Source organism: Roseovarius sp. SK2 (assembly GCF_028807495.1).
In the GTDB taxonomy this organism is placed as follows: Bacteria; Pseudomonadota; Alphaproteobacteria; order Rhodobacterales; family Rhodobacteraceae; genus Roseovarius; species Roseovarius confluentis.
In genome coordinates this window covers 233,397-247,602 of record NZ_JARAMK010000005.1, presented here as the reverse complement: position 1 = coordinate 247,602, position 14,206 = coordinate 233,397, and the positions used below count along the sequence as shown (strand labels likewise).

Genomic DNA, 14,206 nt, shown 5'->3' with positions numbered 1-14,206 from the left:
GTCTCCTCCTCTTTGGACACGCCATTGTCCCACAGCCGCGCCCCCGCCCACCTTGACATGGATCACCCCCGGCGCAACACGCGCCCGTCCGTCACCAGCAGCCCCAGCGCGATCAGGCCGAATCCGATCCACGCCTCCGCGCTTAGTCGCTCGCCCAGGAACGCCGCGCCAAGCCCCGCCGCAAAGGGCGGGATCATCAGCGTCACCAGCATCAGGTTCGCCGCGCCCGCGCGCCGCAGGATGGCAAAGTAAAGCAGGTAGGCCAGCGCCGTCGACAGCGCCGCCAGCGACACCAGAGCCGCCCAGACATGCATCGAAAGGTCGAACCGCGGCACCCCGTCCACCCACAGCGCCACGGGCAGCATCAGCAGGCTCGATCCGATCAGCATCCCCAGCGCGTTCATCTGGGGCGCCTGCCCCGCCAGCGCCCGCTTGGCCCAGACACTCGCCAGCGCATAGCTCAGCGCCGCGCCCAACACCGCAAGCTGTGCAAGGTTGCGCAGGTCCACACCGCGCAGCAGGTCCGGCCCCATGATCGCCGCCACGCCCGCCAGGCCCAGCAAGGCGCCCACGATCTTGCGCGGCACCAGCGGCTCGTCGCGCAACAGCAGCCCCGCCACCACCGCACCGAACACCGCCGTCGTCCCATTCAGGATCGAGGCCAGCCCGCTCTGGATCGCCACCTGCGCCCAGAAGATCAATGAGAACGGGAGCGCGTTGTTCAGCGCCCCCATCACAAGATAGGCGCCCCAGGTCCTTGACTCCCTTGGCACCTGCAGCCCCAGCATTCGCACGACCACCAGCAGGATCGGCACCGCCCAGACGACCCGATGCAGCGTGATGGTCAGCGGCGGAACCTCGGTCAGCGCAATTTCCGCGAAAAAGAACGACCCGCCCCAGACGGCGGCCAGCGCCAGCAGCATCAGGGCGGAGGATGGGGATATGGACGGGCTGTCGCTCATGCCCGTTGGTCGCATGACACCCTTGTCCGGACGACCCGTTTCTTGCGGCAAATACCGCGCGTCAGGTCAGTCCGGCCAGCCGTCCGGCAAGCCGCGGCGTCAGGCCACGCCGTCGCCGGTGCGCTTCAATTGCACACCGTTGATCTTCCAGCCGCCTGGCCCCTGGATCATCTCGTATTCCAGCTCGTAATACACGCCGTCCGCACCGCGGATCAGCACGTCCTGAACCAGTGCATCGCCCTTGTCCCGCTCACCCAGGAATTCCACTTCGGCCGGGCGCCAGACCATCGGATAGCCGTTGCGCACCATCTGCCCGAACCGCTCGGGCGAGCCGAAGATGCCCTGGATCATCGGGCTGGCATGGGTGAAGGCGCTGTCGAAATCGTCCTGCTGAAACGCGTCAAGCTGGTCCGAGATAACCTGACGCGCAGCGTCGTCGGCACGCGCCGGCATGGCCAAAAGGAAGATCACTACAAGAAAAGAAAGAAAACGGGTCATCAATACACTCCTCTGAGAGGGATGATAGCCCGTCCTGCCCGCGCATCAAATGCCGTGCCGGCTACTGCTCCTGCAGCGACTGCAAAAACACCACCAGATCCGCAACCGGTTGCGACACCATCACCGGCTGTCCAGCCCCCGTGCGCACCGCGATCTGGCGCGTCGTGTCAAAGAAATCGCCGTAGACCGGCATGCTGGACCCGTGCGACACCAGCGGGTCGCGCCCGTCGATCCTCTGCGCCACGCGCTCCACCGGGAAAGTGCCGCCATGGCGGGCGGTCAGCGTTGTCAGGTCCGAGGGCTGCACCAGCAGCACCTCGCGCATCGGCCCGTGACCATCGGCACGGGGTCCGTGACAGCTGACGCAATGCTGTGCATAAAGCGCGGCACCGGCTCCGGCGTCCCCTTCCGCCAGGACCGGCCCCGCGCCCAAGGCCAGACATGCAACCGCCCCGATCAGCCGCGGGCGTCCGGCCCATCCTTCATGCGTGCTGAATGCTCTCATATGCTCCTCCGGGCGTGCAGGGATGCCGCGCCCCGGCCACCGGCATCTGTGCTCCGGCGCGGTTCGAACGGCATCGCAGGAATCATTCTGCACCCCGGTCGCGCGCCGCGCCTTGATCTGGATCAGATGCGCGATGTATTGGCGCGCAGGGCTCTACCGCACCTGCAACCCCGAAATCCGCGCGCGGATCATACTATCGGTGTCGTCACTGTCGCCGGACACGGCCAGTCCCACCAGCGATGTCGCCGGCCCGCCAAAGGCGCGGCGGAAATCGGCGTTGAGGTCCACGCTCTCGCGCGCCTCGCCCGTCCCCGCACCGCGCAGCACCACCGTCTTGCCCCGCGCACCGAGATAGGGGCTGTTCAGAACCTCGCCGCGCGCGTGGTCACCGCCCCAGACATAGACCAGCACCCGCACGTCCTCGTTCGACAACAGCCGCGTCACCCGGCTGCCCTGCGCACGCTCGGCCGCGCCTTCCGGCAGGAACACGAAGTAAAGCGCCAGGTTGCGGTCGTCCCCACCCTTGCGCGCCAGGTTGGTGGGCGGCACGCTTTGCGACACCTGCCAGTTCCACGATGCCCCGCTGGCCTGCCACGCGCTCTTGGGCAATTCGCGGTAAAGCAGCGACACTGCGGCGTCCGAGGTCACGTCCAACGCCCCGCCCCTGCGGGCATAGTCGTTGCCCGAGAACAGCGAGAACCTTTGATGCTTCCAGCTTCCGTCAAATGATACCTGCGCGGCATGGGCATCGGAAACCGAAAAAGATGTCATAGCGGCCAAGGCCACCGGCAGAACGAAACGCATGATCATAACCTCCCTGTTGTCTGCCTTGCAGTTAGACGCCCCGCCCACACGGGCCAGTCACCTATGCGTGAAGCACAAGTCGCCGCGCATCTCGATTGAACGAATCCGTTCCCCCTGGCGACCCATCTGCATCCGTCACAGAGCAAAGGACACGCCACCCATGCCACCACCCTTCGCCTTCCCCTGGAAACCCGCCCTGCGCCTCGGCACCGGCCTGATCGTGATGGCCCTCACCGCGCCCGACGCCCACAGCGCCGCCCTGCCTTGCGACCCGGCCCTGGATCGGCTGCCGCCACCCGGCGCCCGCGCCGCTCCGAACGAGCCTTGCCACCCGGAAAACTGAAACCGCTCTTCTGTTTCTGGTGCCCGCGCCCTATATCTCTGGTGTCAGATAACAGGAGCCTTTTGATGCACCGCGTCCTCACCATGACAGCCCTCTGCGCCAGCCTTGCCGGCACCGCCTTCGCACAGGATTTCGACGAACCCGACCCGGCCGACCTGGTGCCCGCGCATTTCAGCGCCGCCAGTTTCGCGACCCTCGACCAGTACGATCTCTACGACGTGACACTGGCGCTCAAGCGTGGCCGCAACATCCGGCTGGCCGATTGCACGCCGTCGCAAAGCCGCGCGATTTTCGAGGCTTCCTACGATCGGCGCGCGCCTGCAATGGACATGCTGCGCGCCACCTGCGCGGGTTAATCCGCGCCCGCCAGCCGCTGCGCCAGCGCCCACGCATCCGGGTCGACGTTGACCGGGTCCTGCACGGCGCGCGCCTGCCCCGGCATCCGCGCGCCCTCGTCCCGCTGCACTGCGCCCGACACCTGCGTCAGCCGGTCAAAGAACGCGCCACCCGAAACATCGGGGTCCACGATCAGGTAGAAATCTCCGATATCGTGCGGGTCGCCCTCGGGCGCTTTCAGCGGGCCAAGGTCCACGCCCGCCCGGCTGCCGGTCATCCCCGCCGCCAACAGTTCCGCCATCAGGCCGAACCCCCAACCCTTGTAGCCCCCCATGCTGACCAGCGAGCCTTTCAGCGCCGCCTCCGGGTCCGTGGTGGGCTTGCCGTCCGCATCGACGGCCCAGCCTTCGGGGATCGTCTCGCCCGCCGCCTTGGCCATGGTGATCTTGCCCAGCGCAACCGTGGTCGTGGATTGGTCGAACAGCATCGCCACCCCGCCCTTGCCATCCGGCACGGCAAAGGAAATCGGGTTCGTGCCGATCACGCGGGATTTTCCTCCCGGCGGCGCCACCACCGGCGTCGCGTTGGTCATGCCCAGCACGATGAACCCGGCCCGCGCGATCTGCGCCGTGAAATAGCCCAGGCTGGTGCAGGTATGCGCATGACAGACAGCAAGGCTGATCGTGCCCATCTCCTTCGCCGCCTTCACCGCTTCCGGCAGCGCCTTCGAGAACGCCGCCTGGGCAAACCCGAATTTCGCATCCACCTCGACCACGCCGGGCCGCGGCTTGCGCACCTCAGGCACCGCGTCGCCCTTGACGCGCCCCGTCCGCAACTGCTGGCAATAGCTTTCGAGGTAATAAAGCCCGCAGATCCGGTTACCGAGGCCTTCCGCCTCGCGCACCGCCGCGGCGACCTCGCCCGCGATCCACTGCTCGGCGCCATGTTTCATCAGCGCCGCCTTCGCCGTCGTCTCGATCTCGCCCAACGTCACCTGCATGGCATCCCCCGTTTTCGCTTGCGTAGGGTGGGGTTTCACCCCACCACGATCCGCCCGTTCTCCAGCTTGACCACCCGGTCCATCCGCGCCGCAAGCTCCAGATTATGCGTCGCGATCAGCGCGGCCAGCCCGGTGCCCCGCACCAGTTCCACCAGCGCCGCGAACACCTGGTCCGACGTGCCGGGGTCCAGGTTCCCCGTCGGCTCGTCCGCCAGCAACAGGCGCGGCGAATTGGCCAGCGCCCGGCAGAACGCCACCCGCTGCTGCTCGCCGCCCGACATGGCACTGGGCCGGTGCTTCGCCCGGTCGGCAATACCCACTTGGCTTAGCAACTCGGTCGCCCGCGCCTCGGCCACCTTGCGGCTGATGCCATCGGCCAGCTGCGGCAGCACGATGTTCTCTTCCGCCGTGAACTCGGGCAACAGGTGGTGAAACTGATAGACGAAACCCACCTCCTGCCGCCGCATGATGGTGCGCCGCCGGTCCGACCGGCCCACCATGTCCTCTCCGCCGATCTCGACCGTGCCGGCGTCGGCCGTGTCCAGCAACCCCGCGATATGCAACAGCGTCGACTTGCCCGCCCCCGAGGGCGCCACCAGCGCCACCATTTCGCCCGCGCCGATCGTCAGGTCGATGCCCGACAGGACACTCACCTCGTTGGCCTTGCCCTTGTTATAGGCCTTCTCGACCCCCGCCAGCTTCAGCATCGCCTCACTCATAACGCAACGCCTCCACCGGGTTCATCCGTGCCGCCCGCCGGGCGGGGAAAATCGTCACCACGAAGCTCAGGAACAGCGACAGGCCCACGGCACTCATCACGTCCCAGAACTCCAGCTTGGCGGGCAGGAAATAGATCCCCCGCGTGTCGGGCGTCCAGATCGGCTGCTCGCTGAAACTGTCGATCACCGCGAAAATCTGGTCGATATAGATGGCAAAGAGACACCCCAGCACCGTCCCCATCACCGTGCCGATGATCCCGATGAAAGCACCGCACATGAAGAACACGCGCAGCACCGACCCCTCGGTCAGCCCCATGGTGCGCAGGATGCCGATATCCCGCCCCTTGTTCTTGACCAGCATGATCAAGCCGCTGGTGATGTTCATCGCCGCGATCAGCACGAGGATCGACAGGATGATGAACATCACGTTGTCCTCCACCTCCAGCGCCCGCAGGAACCCGCTGCTGGAATCCCGCCAGGTCCAGATCTGCGTGTTCTCCCCGGCGGCGCGCAGCAGGGCCAGCGACATGTCGTTCACACGCTCGGGTTCCTCGATCATCACCTCGATCTCGTCCGCCTTCCCCTCGCTGTTGAAAAAACTCTGCGCCTCCTCGAACGGCAGATAGACACGGACGCGGTCGATATCATATCGCCCTGCGCTGAACACATAGACCACGTCATAGGCATTCACCCGAGGGCTGGTGCCCAGCGCCGTGCGGTTGCCGGTGGGGTTGATCACCCTGATCTTGTCGCCCACGCCGATCCCCAGCGTACTCGCCACGCCGGAGCCGATGGCGATGGGAAAGACCCCTGTCTCGGCCGCGTCCTGCGCGAAATCCTCAATACTCCCCTGGGAGGTCTCGGGGTCTGCAATCCGTGGCAACCCCTTCAGATCCTCCAGCGTGATCCCCCGCACCTCGACCCCCGCATTGCGGTCGCCCACGGTGGCCAGAACCTGATTCTTGATCAACGGAGCCGCCCGCGTGACGCCCTCGACCTGCCGCAACCGCTCCGCCATCGCCTCGTAATCGGTGATCTGCCGGTCGATCCGCCCCGTCTGCTGGTCCACCGTGCCGGCACTGTAAACCGTCACATGCGCGTTCGACCCCAGGATCGTATCCACGAACTCCGCCCGGAACCCGGCGCGCACCGCCAGCGTCGCAATCAGCGCGAAGACCGCCAGCGTGATGCCAATAAGGCTGATCCACGTCATGACGCTGACCCCGCCCTCGGCCCGCTTGGCCCGCAGGTAGCGCCACGCGATCATCGTCTCGAAGGCGGAAAACGGCTTGGGCTGTGCTGCCACGATGGAACCCCCGGGTAATTCAGTTGTCCCTGCGGTGTATCGTGGCCCCGGTCAAGGTCAACCCCGTCTTCACATCGGTTTCAAATCATGCCGATATATGCAGCAGAGACACAGGGGGGAAACGTACCATGCCTGCCGGTGCCCTGATCGGCTTCTACCTTCTGCTGGGCCTCCTGCCCCTCGGACTCGCCTGGGCGCAGGGGCTGGAGCCGCGCACCGCCTTGGACGAACTGGCGACCGGACTTGGCCTCGTCGCCCTCGCGATGATCCTGCTGGAATTCCTGCTGCTCGGACGCTTCCGATCCGTCACCGCGCGGGTCGGAAGCGACGTGGTCATGCGCAGTCACCAGCTTCTGGCGCGCGCGGCGCTGGTCTTCGCCCTGCTCCACCCGTTCCTGTACATCTCGCCCCGGGCACAGGCGCCGGTCTGGGACGTCACCCGACAAACAGTGGCCGAGACCTCCTGGCATGCGCTCTGGCCCGGCATCGCGGCCTGGCTCCTGCTTGGCGGTCTGGTCGGCATGGCAATCGGACGTGACGCCACCGGCCTGCGCTACCAGCACTGGCGTCTTCTGCATGGGCTTGCCGCTCTGGCCGTTGCGGGCTTCGGCGTGCTGCACGCCCTGCGCGCCGGGCGCTACAGCGCCGAGCCGTTCCTGGCCTGGGTCTGGCTCGGCCTGCTGACCGTGGCCGTCGCGGCGCTCCTCTATGTCTACCTGATCGCGCCGCTTTTGCGCCTGCGCCGCCCCTTCCGCATCACGGATATCCGGCATGAGGCCGATCGCACCTGGGTTCTCGCCCTCACCCCCGACTTCGACGGCACGTTGCCCTACCGCGCCGGTCAGTTCGCCTGGCTCAATGTCGGGCATTCGGCCTTTTCGCTGAACGAGAACCCGTTTTCGATCTGCTCCGCGCCCGCGGCCGGGGGCGACGTGCAGTTCCTGATAAAGGAGCTTGGGGATTTCACCGGCACCCTCGACCGCCTCCGCCCCGGCACCCGCGCCTGGCTTGAGGCGCCCCACGGCCACCTCACGCTCGACGGTCGGGAAAAGGCCACAGGCATCGCGCTGATCGCTGGCGGCGTCGGCCTGGCCCCGATCATCGGCATCCTGCGCCAGCTACGCGCCACCGGCGACACCCGGCCCACCACGCTGATCTATGGCAACCGTCACGCCGGCCAGATCGCCTTCGCCAAGGACCTGAAGGCGCTGGAACGCGACCACGGCACCAAGGTCATCCATGTCCTGTCCGAGCCGCCCGCCGACTGGACCGGCGAAACCGGCTATGTCACCCCCGACATGCTGCGCCGGGAATTCGGCACGCCGGACCAGCGTGACTGGCTCTATGTCCTCTGTGGCCCGCCGGTGATGCTGCGCGTGGTCGAAGACAGCCTCATCGCCCTCGGCATTCCACCCCGCAACATCCTGTCCGAGCAGTTCGTCTATGAATGATCGATCTTCCGCGAAAGCAACACGCAACCGCATCCGTCGCGCGGTCTTCTTGATCGTCGGCCTCCTCGCGCTTGCGCTCGCGGCCTTCGCCCTGCGCGGGCTTGTCTGACAGGCCTACTCCGCCGGTGTCGCCTCCGGCCTGCGCCGTACCATCCGGCCCAATCCACCCAGCAGCATCCCGATCAGCGTATACCCCGCCAGGAACCCGCCAAGACCAAAGCCCGCCCCCGCCACCGTCGCCGGCACAGCAGGCTCGAAATCACCCCATGTCTTCCGCGCCAGCTCCGGGTCCAGGTACTGCCACCCGATCAGCGCCGCGCTGACGGAATTGGTCGTCTGCAGATGCTCCAGATGGGCAGACAACCGCTCATGCCGGATCAGGACCTGCCCCATGCTCTCGCTTCGCGCCTGCGCCATGGCGGTGCCGCGCGCAAGGTCACTCAGCGCCGCGTCGCGGCTCAGGCCAAGCGCCGCGGCATCGGAGTCGAACCGATCGACCACCCATGCCAATTCATCCACGGCGCCCGACAAACGCTGCTTATACTGTTGCGAAAACTCGGTAAATTGCGACGCGGCCAGCGCACAGCACAGCCCGCCCGCCAGGGCCAGTCCCTTGGTAATCATCGCTCTGCCTCTTTTTGTCTTTTATTGTTTTGAGACAAGTATAGCGCGTTTCGCGCGAATCCAGAAATAAAGATTGCCGTGAACGGTTGTGGCACCGGCTCAGTCCCGGCGCCGCAAGCCCGTTACATCCAGGTGTGAAACGACCGATCCGCCATCGGCTCTACCGAACCGGCCTCACCGCGATGCGGCGCGTAGATCTCGGCGATCTTCTCGACTGCGGCCTCGGGCGCCATTTCCTCGCTCTCGCCGGTCCGGCGGCTGGTCAGTTCCACCACGCCGTTTTTCAGCCCACGCGGCCCCACGGTGATCCGCCACGGCAGGCCGATCAGGTCCATCGTGGCGAACTTGCCGCCCGCCCGCTCGTCGCGGTCATCATAGAGCGGATCCAGCCCCTTGGCCTTCAGCGCCGAATACAGCTTCTCGCAGGCCGCATCCGCCTCGCCGTCCCCCTGTTTCAGGTTCACGATCCCGGCGTGGAACGGCGTCACGCCCTCGGGCCAGATGATGCCCTTGTCGTCATGGCTGGCCTCGATGATCGCACCCACAAGGCGGCTGACGCCGATCCCGTGGCTGCCCATATGCACCGGCACCGGCTTGCCGTCGGGGCCCTGCACCGTGGCGCCCATCGGCTCGGAATACTTCGTCCCGAAATAGAAGATCTGGCCCACCTCGATCCCCCGCGCCACGCGGCGGCGGTCCTCGGGGATCTTGTTGAACACCTCTTCATCGTGCGTTTCGTCCGTCCGCGCGTAACGCGATGTGAACTCTTCCAGCACTGCCTGGCATTGCGCCTTGTCGCTGTAATCGATCTCGCGCTCGCCGAATTTCAGGTCGGTGATCTCGCTGTCATAGAACACCTCGGACTCGCCCGTCTCGGCCAGCACCAGGAATTCATGCGTGTCGTCCCCCCCGATCGGGCCGGAATCCGCCCGCATCGGAATGGCCTGCAAGCCCATCCGCTCATAGGTGCGCAGGTAGCTGACCAGGTGGCGGTTATACGCGTGCAGCGCGTCTTCCTTCGTCAGGTCGAAGTTATAGCCGTCCTTCATGAAGAATTCGCGCCCCCGCATCACGCCGAAACGCGGCCGGATCTCATCGCGGAATTTCCACTGGATATGATACAGCGTCAGCGGCAGATCCCGGTAACTGCCCACATGGGCGCGGAAGATATCGGTGATCAGTTCCTCGTTCGTCGGACCATAGAGCATATCCCGATCCTGCCGGTCGCGAATGCGCAGCATTTCCGGGCCATAGGCATCGTACCGCCCGCTTTCGCGCCACAGGTCCGCCGATTGCAGCGTCGGCATCAGCATCGGGATATGCCCCGCCCGCACCTGCTCCTCGTGCACGATATTCTCCAGCTTGCGCAACACCTTGAAGCCCAACGGCAGCCACGAATAGATTCCCGCGCTGGCCTGCTTGATCATCCCCGCCCGCAGCATCAGGCGGTGGCTCGCGATCTGCGCCTCCGAGGGCGTCTCCTTCAGAACCGGCAGGAAATACTTGGACAGGCGCATGGGGAACCTCTGGTCATTGCGTGCTTAGGCCCCGTTTATGACCTCAAGGCCCGCCAGACAAGCCGGAAGGCGCTTGCAACGCTGCCCCCCTTGCGCGAAAAGCAAGGAGACGCATTTCGTTCTTCCGAGGTGGCATGGCCCTTCCCGTCCGGACACAATTTCAATTCTGGGGCATCGCCATCGCGCTGTTCCTCGTTGTCATGTGGTTCCTTGGCGACGTGATCCTGCCCTTCGTGCTGGGCGGCGCCGTGGCCTATTTCCTCGACCCGGTGGCGGACCGGATCGAACGCCTGGGCGCCTCGCGCGCCGTGGCGGTCGCGCTTATCACGCTGGTGGCGATCTGCATCTTCGTCATCATGGCGCTGCTGGTCATTCCCACATTGGTCAATCAGACCGCCAACCTGATCGACATCGCGCCGCAGCTCTTCAACGACCTGCAAAACTTCCTCACCACCCGCTTTCCCGATCTCGTCGACCAGGATTCCACCCTGCGCCAGTCGCTGGCCACGCTCGGCACCACCATCCAGGAACGCGGCGGGCAGGTGGTCGAAACCGTGCTGACGTCGGTCGGCTCGCTAGTCAACGTGGTGGTCCTCCTGGTGATCGTGCCGGTCGTGGCCTTCTACCTGCTCTACGACTGGGACCGCATGATTGCCGAGATCGACCGCCTTCTGCCGCGCGAACATGCCCCGGTGATCCGCCGTCTGGCGCGCGAGATCGACCAGACGCTCGCCAGCTTCATCCGCGGCATGGGCACGGTCTGCCTGATCCTCGGCACGTACTATGCCGTGGCGCTGATGCTGGTGGGCCTGCAATTCGGACTGGTCGTCGGCGCCTTTGCCGGGCTCGTGACATTCATCCCCTACGTGGGCGCCATCCTCGGCGGCGCGCTGGCCATCGGCCTCGCGCTTTTCCAGTTCTGGGGCGACTGGCTGTCCATCGGACTCGTCGCCGGCATCTTCGTGCTGGGACAGGTGGTCGAGGGCAACATCCTCACGCCCAAGCTGGTCGGTGAATCCGTCGGCCTCCACCCGGTCTGGCTGATCTTCGCGCTATCGGTCTTCGGCGCGCTCTTCGGCTTTGTGGGCATGCTGGTCGCGGTGCCGGTGGCAGCGGCCATCGGCGTTCTTGCCCGCTTCGGCGTACAGCAATACATGGACAGTGCCCTCTATACCGGGCAAGGCGACCGGGACACCGAATAATGGCACAGCAGCTCAGCTTCGACCTGCCCGCCAAACCGGCACACGGGCGGGAGGATTTTTTCGTTTCCGCCGCCAATGCGCAGGCCGTCGCCCTGATAGATACGTGGGAATCTTGGCCCGCCCGCAAGCTGGTGCTGCACGGCCCGCCCGGCGCGGGCAAGACCCACCTCGCCCATGTCTGGGCGGCGCAAAGCGGCGCCACGATCCTGCCCGCCGCTGACCTGCCCGGCGCCGACATTCCCGCCCTCGCCCGCAGCCACGTGGCGGTCGAGGATTGCGAGACCATCGCCGGACAGGACGCCTCAGAGACCGCCCTTTTCCACCTGCACAACCTGACGCTGGCCGAGGGCCATTCCCTGCTGCTGACGGCCAGCACAGCGCCCAAGTACTGGAACCTCGCGTTGCCCGACCTTGCCAGCCGCGTGCAGGGCACGCCCGCCGTGGAACTCGACCTGCCCGACGACATGTTGCTGACGGCGATCCTCGCCAAGCTCTTCGACGACCGCCAGTTGACGCCCACGCCGGACGTCATTCCCTACCTTCTGCGCCGCATCGACCGCTCGTTCGAGGCCGCCCGCCAGGTCGTCGCCCTGCTCGATTCCGCCGCACTTTCGCGCAAACGCGCGCTCACCCGTCCCTTTGCCCGCGACGTGCTGGACAAGGCAGGGATGTAACGGCACAGTCGTCACCTTATCGTTACGTCGCAATCCCATAAGGGCCACATGACAAACGCCGATTTCCTCAAGTCCACCGCCCCGGCCCCCGTGACGATCGACGGCCTCGACATCACCGGCCCCGGACGCTTCTTCAACCGAGAGCTCAGCTGGCTGGGCTTCAACTGGCGCGTTCTCGAAGAGGCGCAGAACCCGCGCGTCCCCCTTCTGGAACGCCTGCGATTCCTGTCGATCTCGGCCAACAACCTCGACGAGTTCTACAATGTCCGCGTCGCGGGCCTGCGCGAGCTGGCCCATGCCGGCAACACCACGCCTGCCGCCGATGGCCTCACCCCCGCCGAACAGCTTGTCCTGATCGACGAAGACGCCCGCAAGCTTCTGGCCCAGCAACAGGGCACCCTCGAAGACCTGCGGCAGGAAATGGAGGCCGAGGGCATCATCATCCTCGACATCGACAGCCTGACCAAGGACGACCGCGCGCATCTCAGCGACATCTTCCTCGAACAGGTTTTCCCGGTCCTGTCGCCCTTGGCCGTCGATCCCGCGCACCCTTTCCCCTTCATCCCGAACCTCGGCTATTCGCTGGCGCTCCAGATGCAGCGCAAGTCCGACAAGCGCCCGCTTCAGGCGCTCCTGCCGATCCCCAACCAGATCGACCGCTTCATCACCGTCCCGTCCGAGCCGGGCCAGTTCCGCGCCCTGCCGCTCGAAGACCTGTTGCTGCTGAACCTCGATCACCTTTTCCCGGGCTATACCTACAAGGCGCACTGCAATTTCCGCGTCCTGCGCGACAGCGACCTCGAAGTCGAGGAAGAGGCCGAGGACCTCGTGCGCGAGTTCGAGGTCGCCCTTAAACGCCGCCGCCGCGGCGAAGTCGTGCGCCTGAAAATCTCTTCCGGTGCGCCCGAGGAATTGCGCCGCACCATCATGCAGAAGCTCGAAGTCCGCCCCGAGGAGGTGGTCGAGGTCGACGGCATGATCGGGCTGGCGGATCTCAAGGAAATGGTGCTCGACAGCCGCCCCGATCTTCTGTGGCCCAGCTTCACGCCCCGCGTGCCCGAGCGCGTGCAGGACCATGACGGCGACATGTTCGCCGCCATCCGGCAAAAGGACATGCTGCTGCACCACCCGTACGAGACCTTCGACATGGTCATCCGCTTCCTGACGCAGGCGGCCCGCGATCCCGACGTGGTGGCGATCAAGCAGACTCTCTACCGCACCTCAAAGGACAGCCCCATCGTCGAGGCGCTCTGCGAGGCCGCCGAAGACGGCAAGTCCGTCACCGCGCTCGTGGAACTCAAGGCCCGTTTCGACGAGGCCGCCAATATCCGCCAGTCGCGGCGACTGGAACGTGCGGGTGCCCACGTGGTCTATGGCTTCATAGACCTCAAGACCCACGCCAAGATCTCCACCGTGGTCCGGCGCGAGGGCGACAAGCTGGTGACCTACACCCATTACGGCACCGGCAACTATCACCCCATCACGGCCAAGATCTACACCGACCTCAGCCTCTTCACATGCGATTCCTCGCTGGGCCGCGACGCCACCAAGGTCTTCAACTACCTCTCCGGCTACGCCCAGCCCGAAAAGCTGGAAAACCTCGCGATCTCGCCCACCACGCTGAAGCCGCGCCTGCTGGAAATGATCGCCGCCGAGATCGAGCATGCCAAATCCGGCAAACCGGCCGAGATCTGGGCCAAGATGAATTCCATCATCGAACCCGACGTGATCGACGCGCTCTATGCCGCCTCACAGGCCGGCGTGAAGATCTGCCTTGTCGTGCGCGGCATCTGCGGCATCCGCCCGGGGATAAAGGGGCTTTCGGAAAACATCCGCGTCAAGTCCATCGTCGGGCGCTTCCTCGAGCATTCCCGCATCGTCTGTTTCGGCAACGGCGCGGGCCTGCCCTCGAAAAAAGCCAAGGTCTACATGTCCTCCGCCGACTGGATGGGCCGCAACCTCAACCGCCGCGTCGAAACCCTCGTCGAGATCACAAACCCCACCGTCAAGGCCCAGATCGTGGGCCAGGTCATGGCCGCCAACCTCGCCGACGTGGCGCAGACTTGGGTGATGTCCCCAGACGGCAGCTTCCACCGCGAATTGACCGAGGAAGGCACCTTCGCCTTCAACTGCCACCGCTTCTTCATGGAAAACCCGTCGCTCTCGGGCCGCGGCTCCGCCGGGGCGGCGGACGTGCCGAAACTCACCCATACCGACGATTGACCCTTCCGGCCCCCTGTCGCATATAGGGGGCCGTTACCAAGC

At 65.7% G+C, this 14,206-nt stretch carries 15 protein-coding genes; 6 read left to right on the top strand and 9 right to left on the bottom strand.

From position 1 onward, the window contains the following. Nucleotides 1-62: 62 nt before the first annotated feature. The 4 genes from PVV74_RS12400 to PVV74_RS12385 all read right to left on the bottom strand — a co-directional run bounded on the left by PVV74_RS12400 (nucleotide 63) and on the right by PVV74_RS12385 (nucleotide 2,769). Nucleotides 63-962, bottom strand: coding sequence for a DMT family transporter (locus PVV74_RS12400; protein WP_274593413.1), 900 nt, complete (start codon nucleotides 960-962; stop codon nucleotides 63-65). Between the two features lie 99 nt (nucleotides 963-1,061). Next, nucleotides 1,062-1,460, bottom strand: coding sequence for a DUF4864 domain-containing protein (locus PVV74_RS12395; protein WP_103763918.1), 399 nt, complete (start codon nucleotides 1,458-1,460; stop codon nucleotides 1,062-1,064). A 61-nt stretch (nucleotides 1,461-1,521) separates the two neighbouring features. Continuing rightward, nucleotides 1,522-1,965, bottom strand: coding sequence for a c-type cytochrome (locus tag PVV74_RS12390; protein WP_103763919.1), 444 nt, complete (start codon nucleotides 1,963-1,965; stop codon nucleotides 1,522-1,524). 153 nt (nucleotides 1,966-2,118) lie between these two features. Beyond that, nucleotides 2,119-2,769: a DUF3047 domain-containing protein gene (locus tag PVV74_RS12385; RefSeq protein WP_274593412.1), complete on the bottom strand. Its 651-nt coding sequence runs from the start codon at nucleotides 2,767-2,769 to the stop codon at nucleotides 2,119-2,121. A 160-nt stretch (nucleotides 2,770-2,929) separates the two neighbouring features. Between PVV74_RS12385 and PVV74_RS12380 the strand changes: the two genes are divergently transcribed. Both PVV74_RS12380 and PVV74_RS12375 read left to right on the top strand, forming a co-directional pair. Beyond that, nucleotides 2,930-3,112: a hypothetical protein gene (locus tag PVV74_RS12380; RefSeq protein ID WP_274593411.1), complete on the top strand. Its 183-nt coding sequence runs from the start codon at nucleotides 2,930-2,932 to the stop codon at nucleotides 3,110-3,112. Nucleotides 3,113-3,177: 65 nt separating this feature from the next. Continuing rightward, a complete protein-coding gene (locus PVV74_RS12375) occupies nucleotides 3,178-3,468 on the top strand; it encodes a hypothetical protein (RefSeq protein ID WP_274593410.1) in 291 nt (96 codons plus the stop codon). Here the strand turns inward: PVV74_RS12375 and PVV74_RS12370 are convergent. The 3 genes from PVV74_RS12370 to PVV74_RS12360 are packed head-to-tail and all read right to left on the bottom strand — an operon-like array spanning nucleotide 3,465 to nucleotide 6,473. Then, entirely contained in the window at nucleotides 3,465-4,448 is a 984-nt protein-coding gene (locus tag PVV74_RS12370) for an Ldh family oxidoreductase (protein ID WP_274593409.1), read from the bottom strand. The genes PVV74_RS12375 and PVV74_RS12370 overlap by 4 nt on opposite strands. 35 nt (nucleotides 4,449-4,483) lie before the next feature. After that, nucleotides 4,484-5,167, bottom strand: coding sequence for an ABC transporter ATP-binding protein (locus PVV74_RS12365; protein ID WP_274593408.1), 684 nt, complete (start codon nucleotides 5,165-5,167; stop codon nucleotides 4,484-4,486). Next, nucleotides 5,160-6,473 carry a lipoprotein-releasing ABC transporter permease subunit gene (locus tag PVV74_RS12360; RefSeq protein ID WP_103763925.1) on the bottom strand — a complete coding sequence of 438 codons (1,314 nt, stop codon included), beginning with the start codon at nucleotides 6,471-6,473 and terminating at the stop codon, nucleotides 5,160-5,162. Before PVV74_RS12360 ends, PVV74_RS12365 begins: the two co-directional genes overlap by 8 nt. A 128-nt stretch (nucleotides 6,474-6,601) precedes the next feature. Between PVV74_RS12360 and PVV74_RS12355 the strand changes: the two genes are divergently transcribed. Continuing rightward, the gene (locus PVV74_RS12355) at nucleotides 6,602-7,924 is read left to right on the top strand and encodes a ferredoxin reductase family protein (protein WP_274593407.1); all 1,323 of its coding nucleotides are present in this window, start codon (nucleotides 6,602-6,604) and stop codon (nucleotides 7,922-7,924) included. 114 nt (nucleotides 7,925-8,038) lie between these two features. Here PVV74_RS12355 and PVV74_RS12350 read toward each other — a convergent pair whose 3' ends face one another. Both PVV74_RS12350 and proS read right to left on the bottom strand, forming a co-directional pair. Further along, nucleotides 8,039-8,548 (bottom strand): DUF2937 family protein, encoded by a 510-nt coding sequence (locus PVV74_RS12350; protein WP_274593406.1) that lies wholly within the window; start codon nucleotides 8,546-8,548, stop codon nucleotides 8,039-8,041. A gap of 122 nt (nucleotides 8,549-8,670) precedes the next feature. Continuing rightward, nucleotides 8,671-10,065, bottom strand: a complete 1,395-nt coding sequence (gene proS / locus PVV74_RS12345) for a proline--tRNA ligase (protein ID WP_274593405.1) — start codon at nucleotides 10,063-10,065, stop codon at nucleotides 8,671-8,673. 134 nt (nucleotides 10,066-10,199) lie between these two features. On the opposite strand from proS, the gene PVV74_RS12340 reads away from it, so the two are divergent. The 3 genes from PVV74_RS12340 to PVV74_RS12330 are packed head-to-tail and all read left to right on the top strand — an operon-like array spanning nucleotide 10,200 to nucleotide 14,164. Next, nucleotides 10,200-11,267, top strand: a complete 1,068-nt coding sequence (locus tag PVV74_RS12340) for an AI-2E family transporter (RefSeq protein ID WP_274593404.1) — start codon at nucleotides 10,200-10,202, stop codon at nucleotides 11,265-11,267. Then, on the top strand, nucleotides 11,267-11,941 hold the full coding sequence (locus PVV74_RS12335) for an HdaA/DnaA family protein (RefSeq protein ID WP_274593403.1): 675 nt from the start codon (nucleotides 11,267-11,269) through the stop codon (nucleotides 11,939-11,941). The genes PVV74_RS12340 and PVV74_RS12335 overlap by 1 nt, the downstream gene beginning before the upstream one ends. Nucleotides 11,942-11,989: 48 nt before the next feature. Further along, nucleotides 11,990-14,164: an RNA degradosome polyphosphate kinase gene (locus PVV74_RS12330; protein ID WP_103763931.1), complete on the top strand. Its 2,175-nt coding sequence runs from the start codon at nucleotides 11,990-11,992 to the stop codon at nucleotides 14,162-14,164. The last annotated feature ends 42 nt before the right edge of the window (nucleotides 14,165-14,206 follow it).

Bases quoted from the DNA above. Each gene is read 5' to 3' on its own strand.
- PVV74_RS12400 (WP_274593413.1), bottom strand. From the start codon at position 962: ATGAGCGACAGCCCGTCCATATCCCCATCCTCCGCCCTGATGCTGCTG.
- PVV74_RS12395 (WP_103763918.1), bottom strand. From the start codon at position 1,460: ATGACCCGTTTTCTTTCTTTTCTTGTAGTGATCTTCCTTTTGGCCATG.
- PVV74_RS12390 (WP_103763919.1), bottom strand. From the start codon at position 1,965: ATGAGAGCATTCAGCACGCATGAAGGATGGGCCGGACGCCCGCGGCTG.
- PVV74_RS12385 (WP_274593412.1), bottom strand. From the start codon at position 2,769: ATGCGTTTCGTTCTGCCGGTGGCCTTGGCCGCTATGACATCTTTTTCG.
- PVV74_RS12380 (WP_274593411.1), top strand. From the start codon at position 2,930: ATGCCACCACCCTTCGCCTTCCCCTGGAAACCCGCCCTGCGCCTCGGC.
- PVV74_RS12375 (WP_274593410.1), top strand. From the start codon at position 3,178: ATGCACCGCGTCCTCACCATGACAGCCCTCTGCGCCAGCCTTGCCGGC.
- PVV74_RS12370 (WP_274593409.1), bottom strand. From the start codon at position 4,448: ATGCAGGTGACGTTGGGCGAGATCGAGACGACGGCGAAGGCGGCGCTG.
- PVV74_RS12365 (WP_274593408.1), bottom strand. From the start codon at position 5,167: ATGAGTGAGGCGATGCTGAAGCTGGCGGGGGTCGAGAAGGCCTATAAC.
- PVV74_RS12355 (WP_274593407.1), top strand. From the start codon at position 6,602: ATGCCTGCCGGTGCCCTGATCGGCTTCTACCTTCTGCTGGGCCTCCTG.
- PVV74_RS12350 (WP_274593406.1), bottom strand. From the start codon at position 8,548: ATGATTACCAAGGGACTGGCCCTGGCGGGCGGGCTGTGCTGTGCGCTG.
- proS (WP_274593405.1), bottom strand. From the start codon at position 10,065: ATGCGCCTGTCCAAGTATTTCCTGCCGGTTCTGAAGGAGACGCCCTCG.
- PVV74_RS12340 (WP_274593404.1), top strand. From the start codon at position 10,200: ATGGCCCTTCCCGTCCGGACACAATTTCAATTCTGGGGCATCGCCATC.
- PVV74_RS12335 (WP_274593403.1), top strand. From the start codon at position 11,267: ATGGCACAGCAGCTCAGCTTCGACCTGCCCGCCAAACCGGCACACGGG.
- PVV74_RS12330 (WP_103763931.1), top strand. From the start codon at position 11,990: ATGACAAACGCCGATTTCCTCAAGTCCACCGCCCCGGCCCCCGTGACG.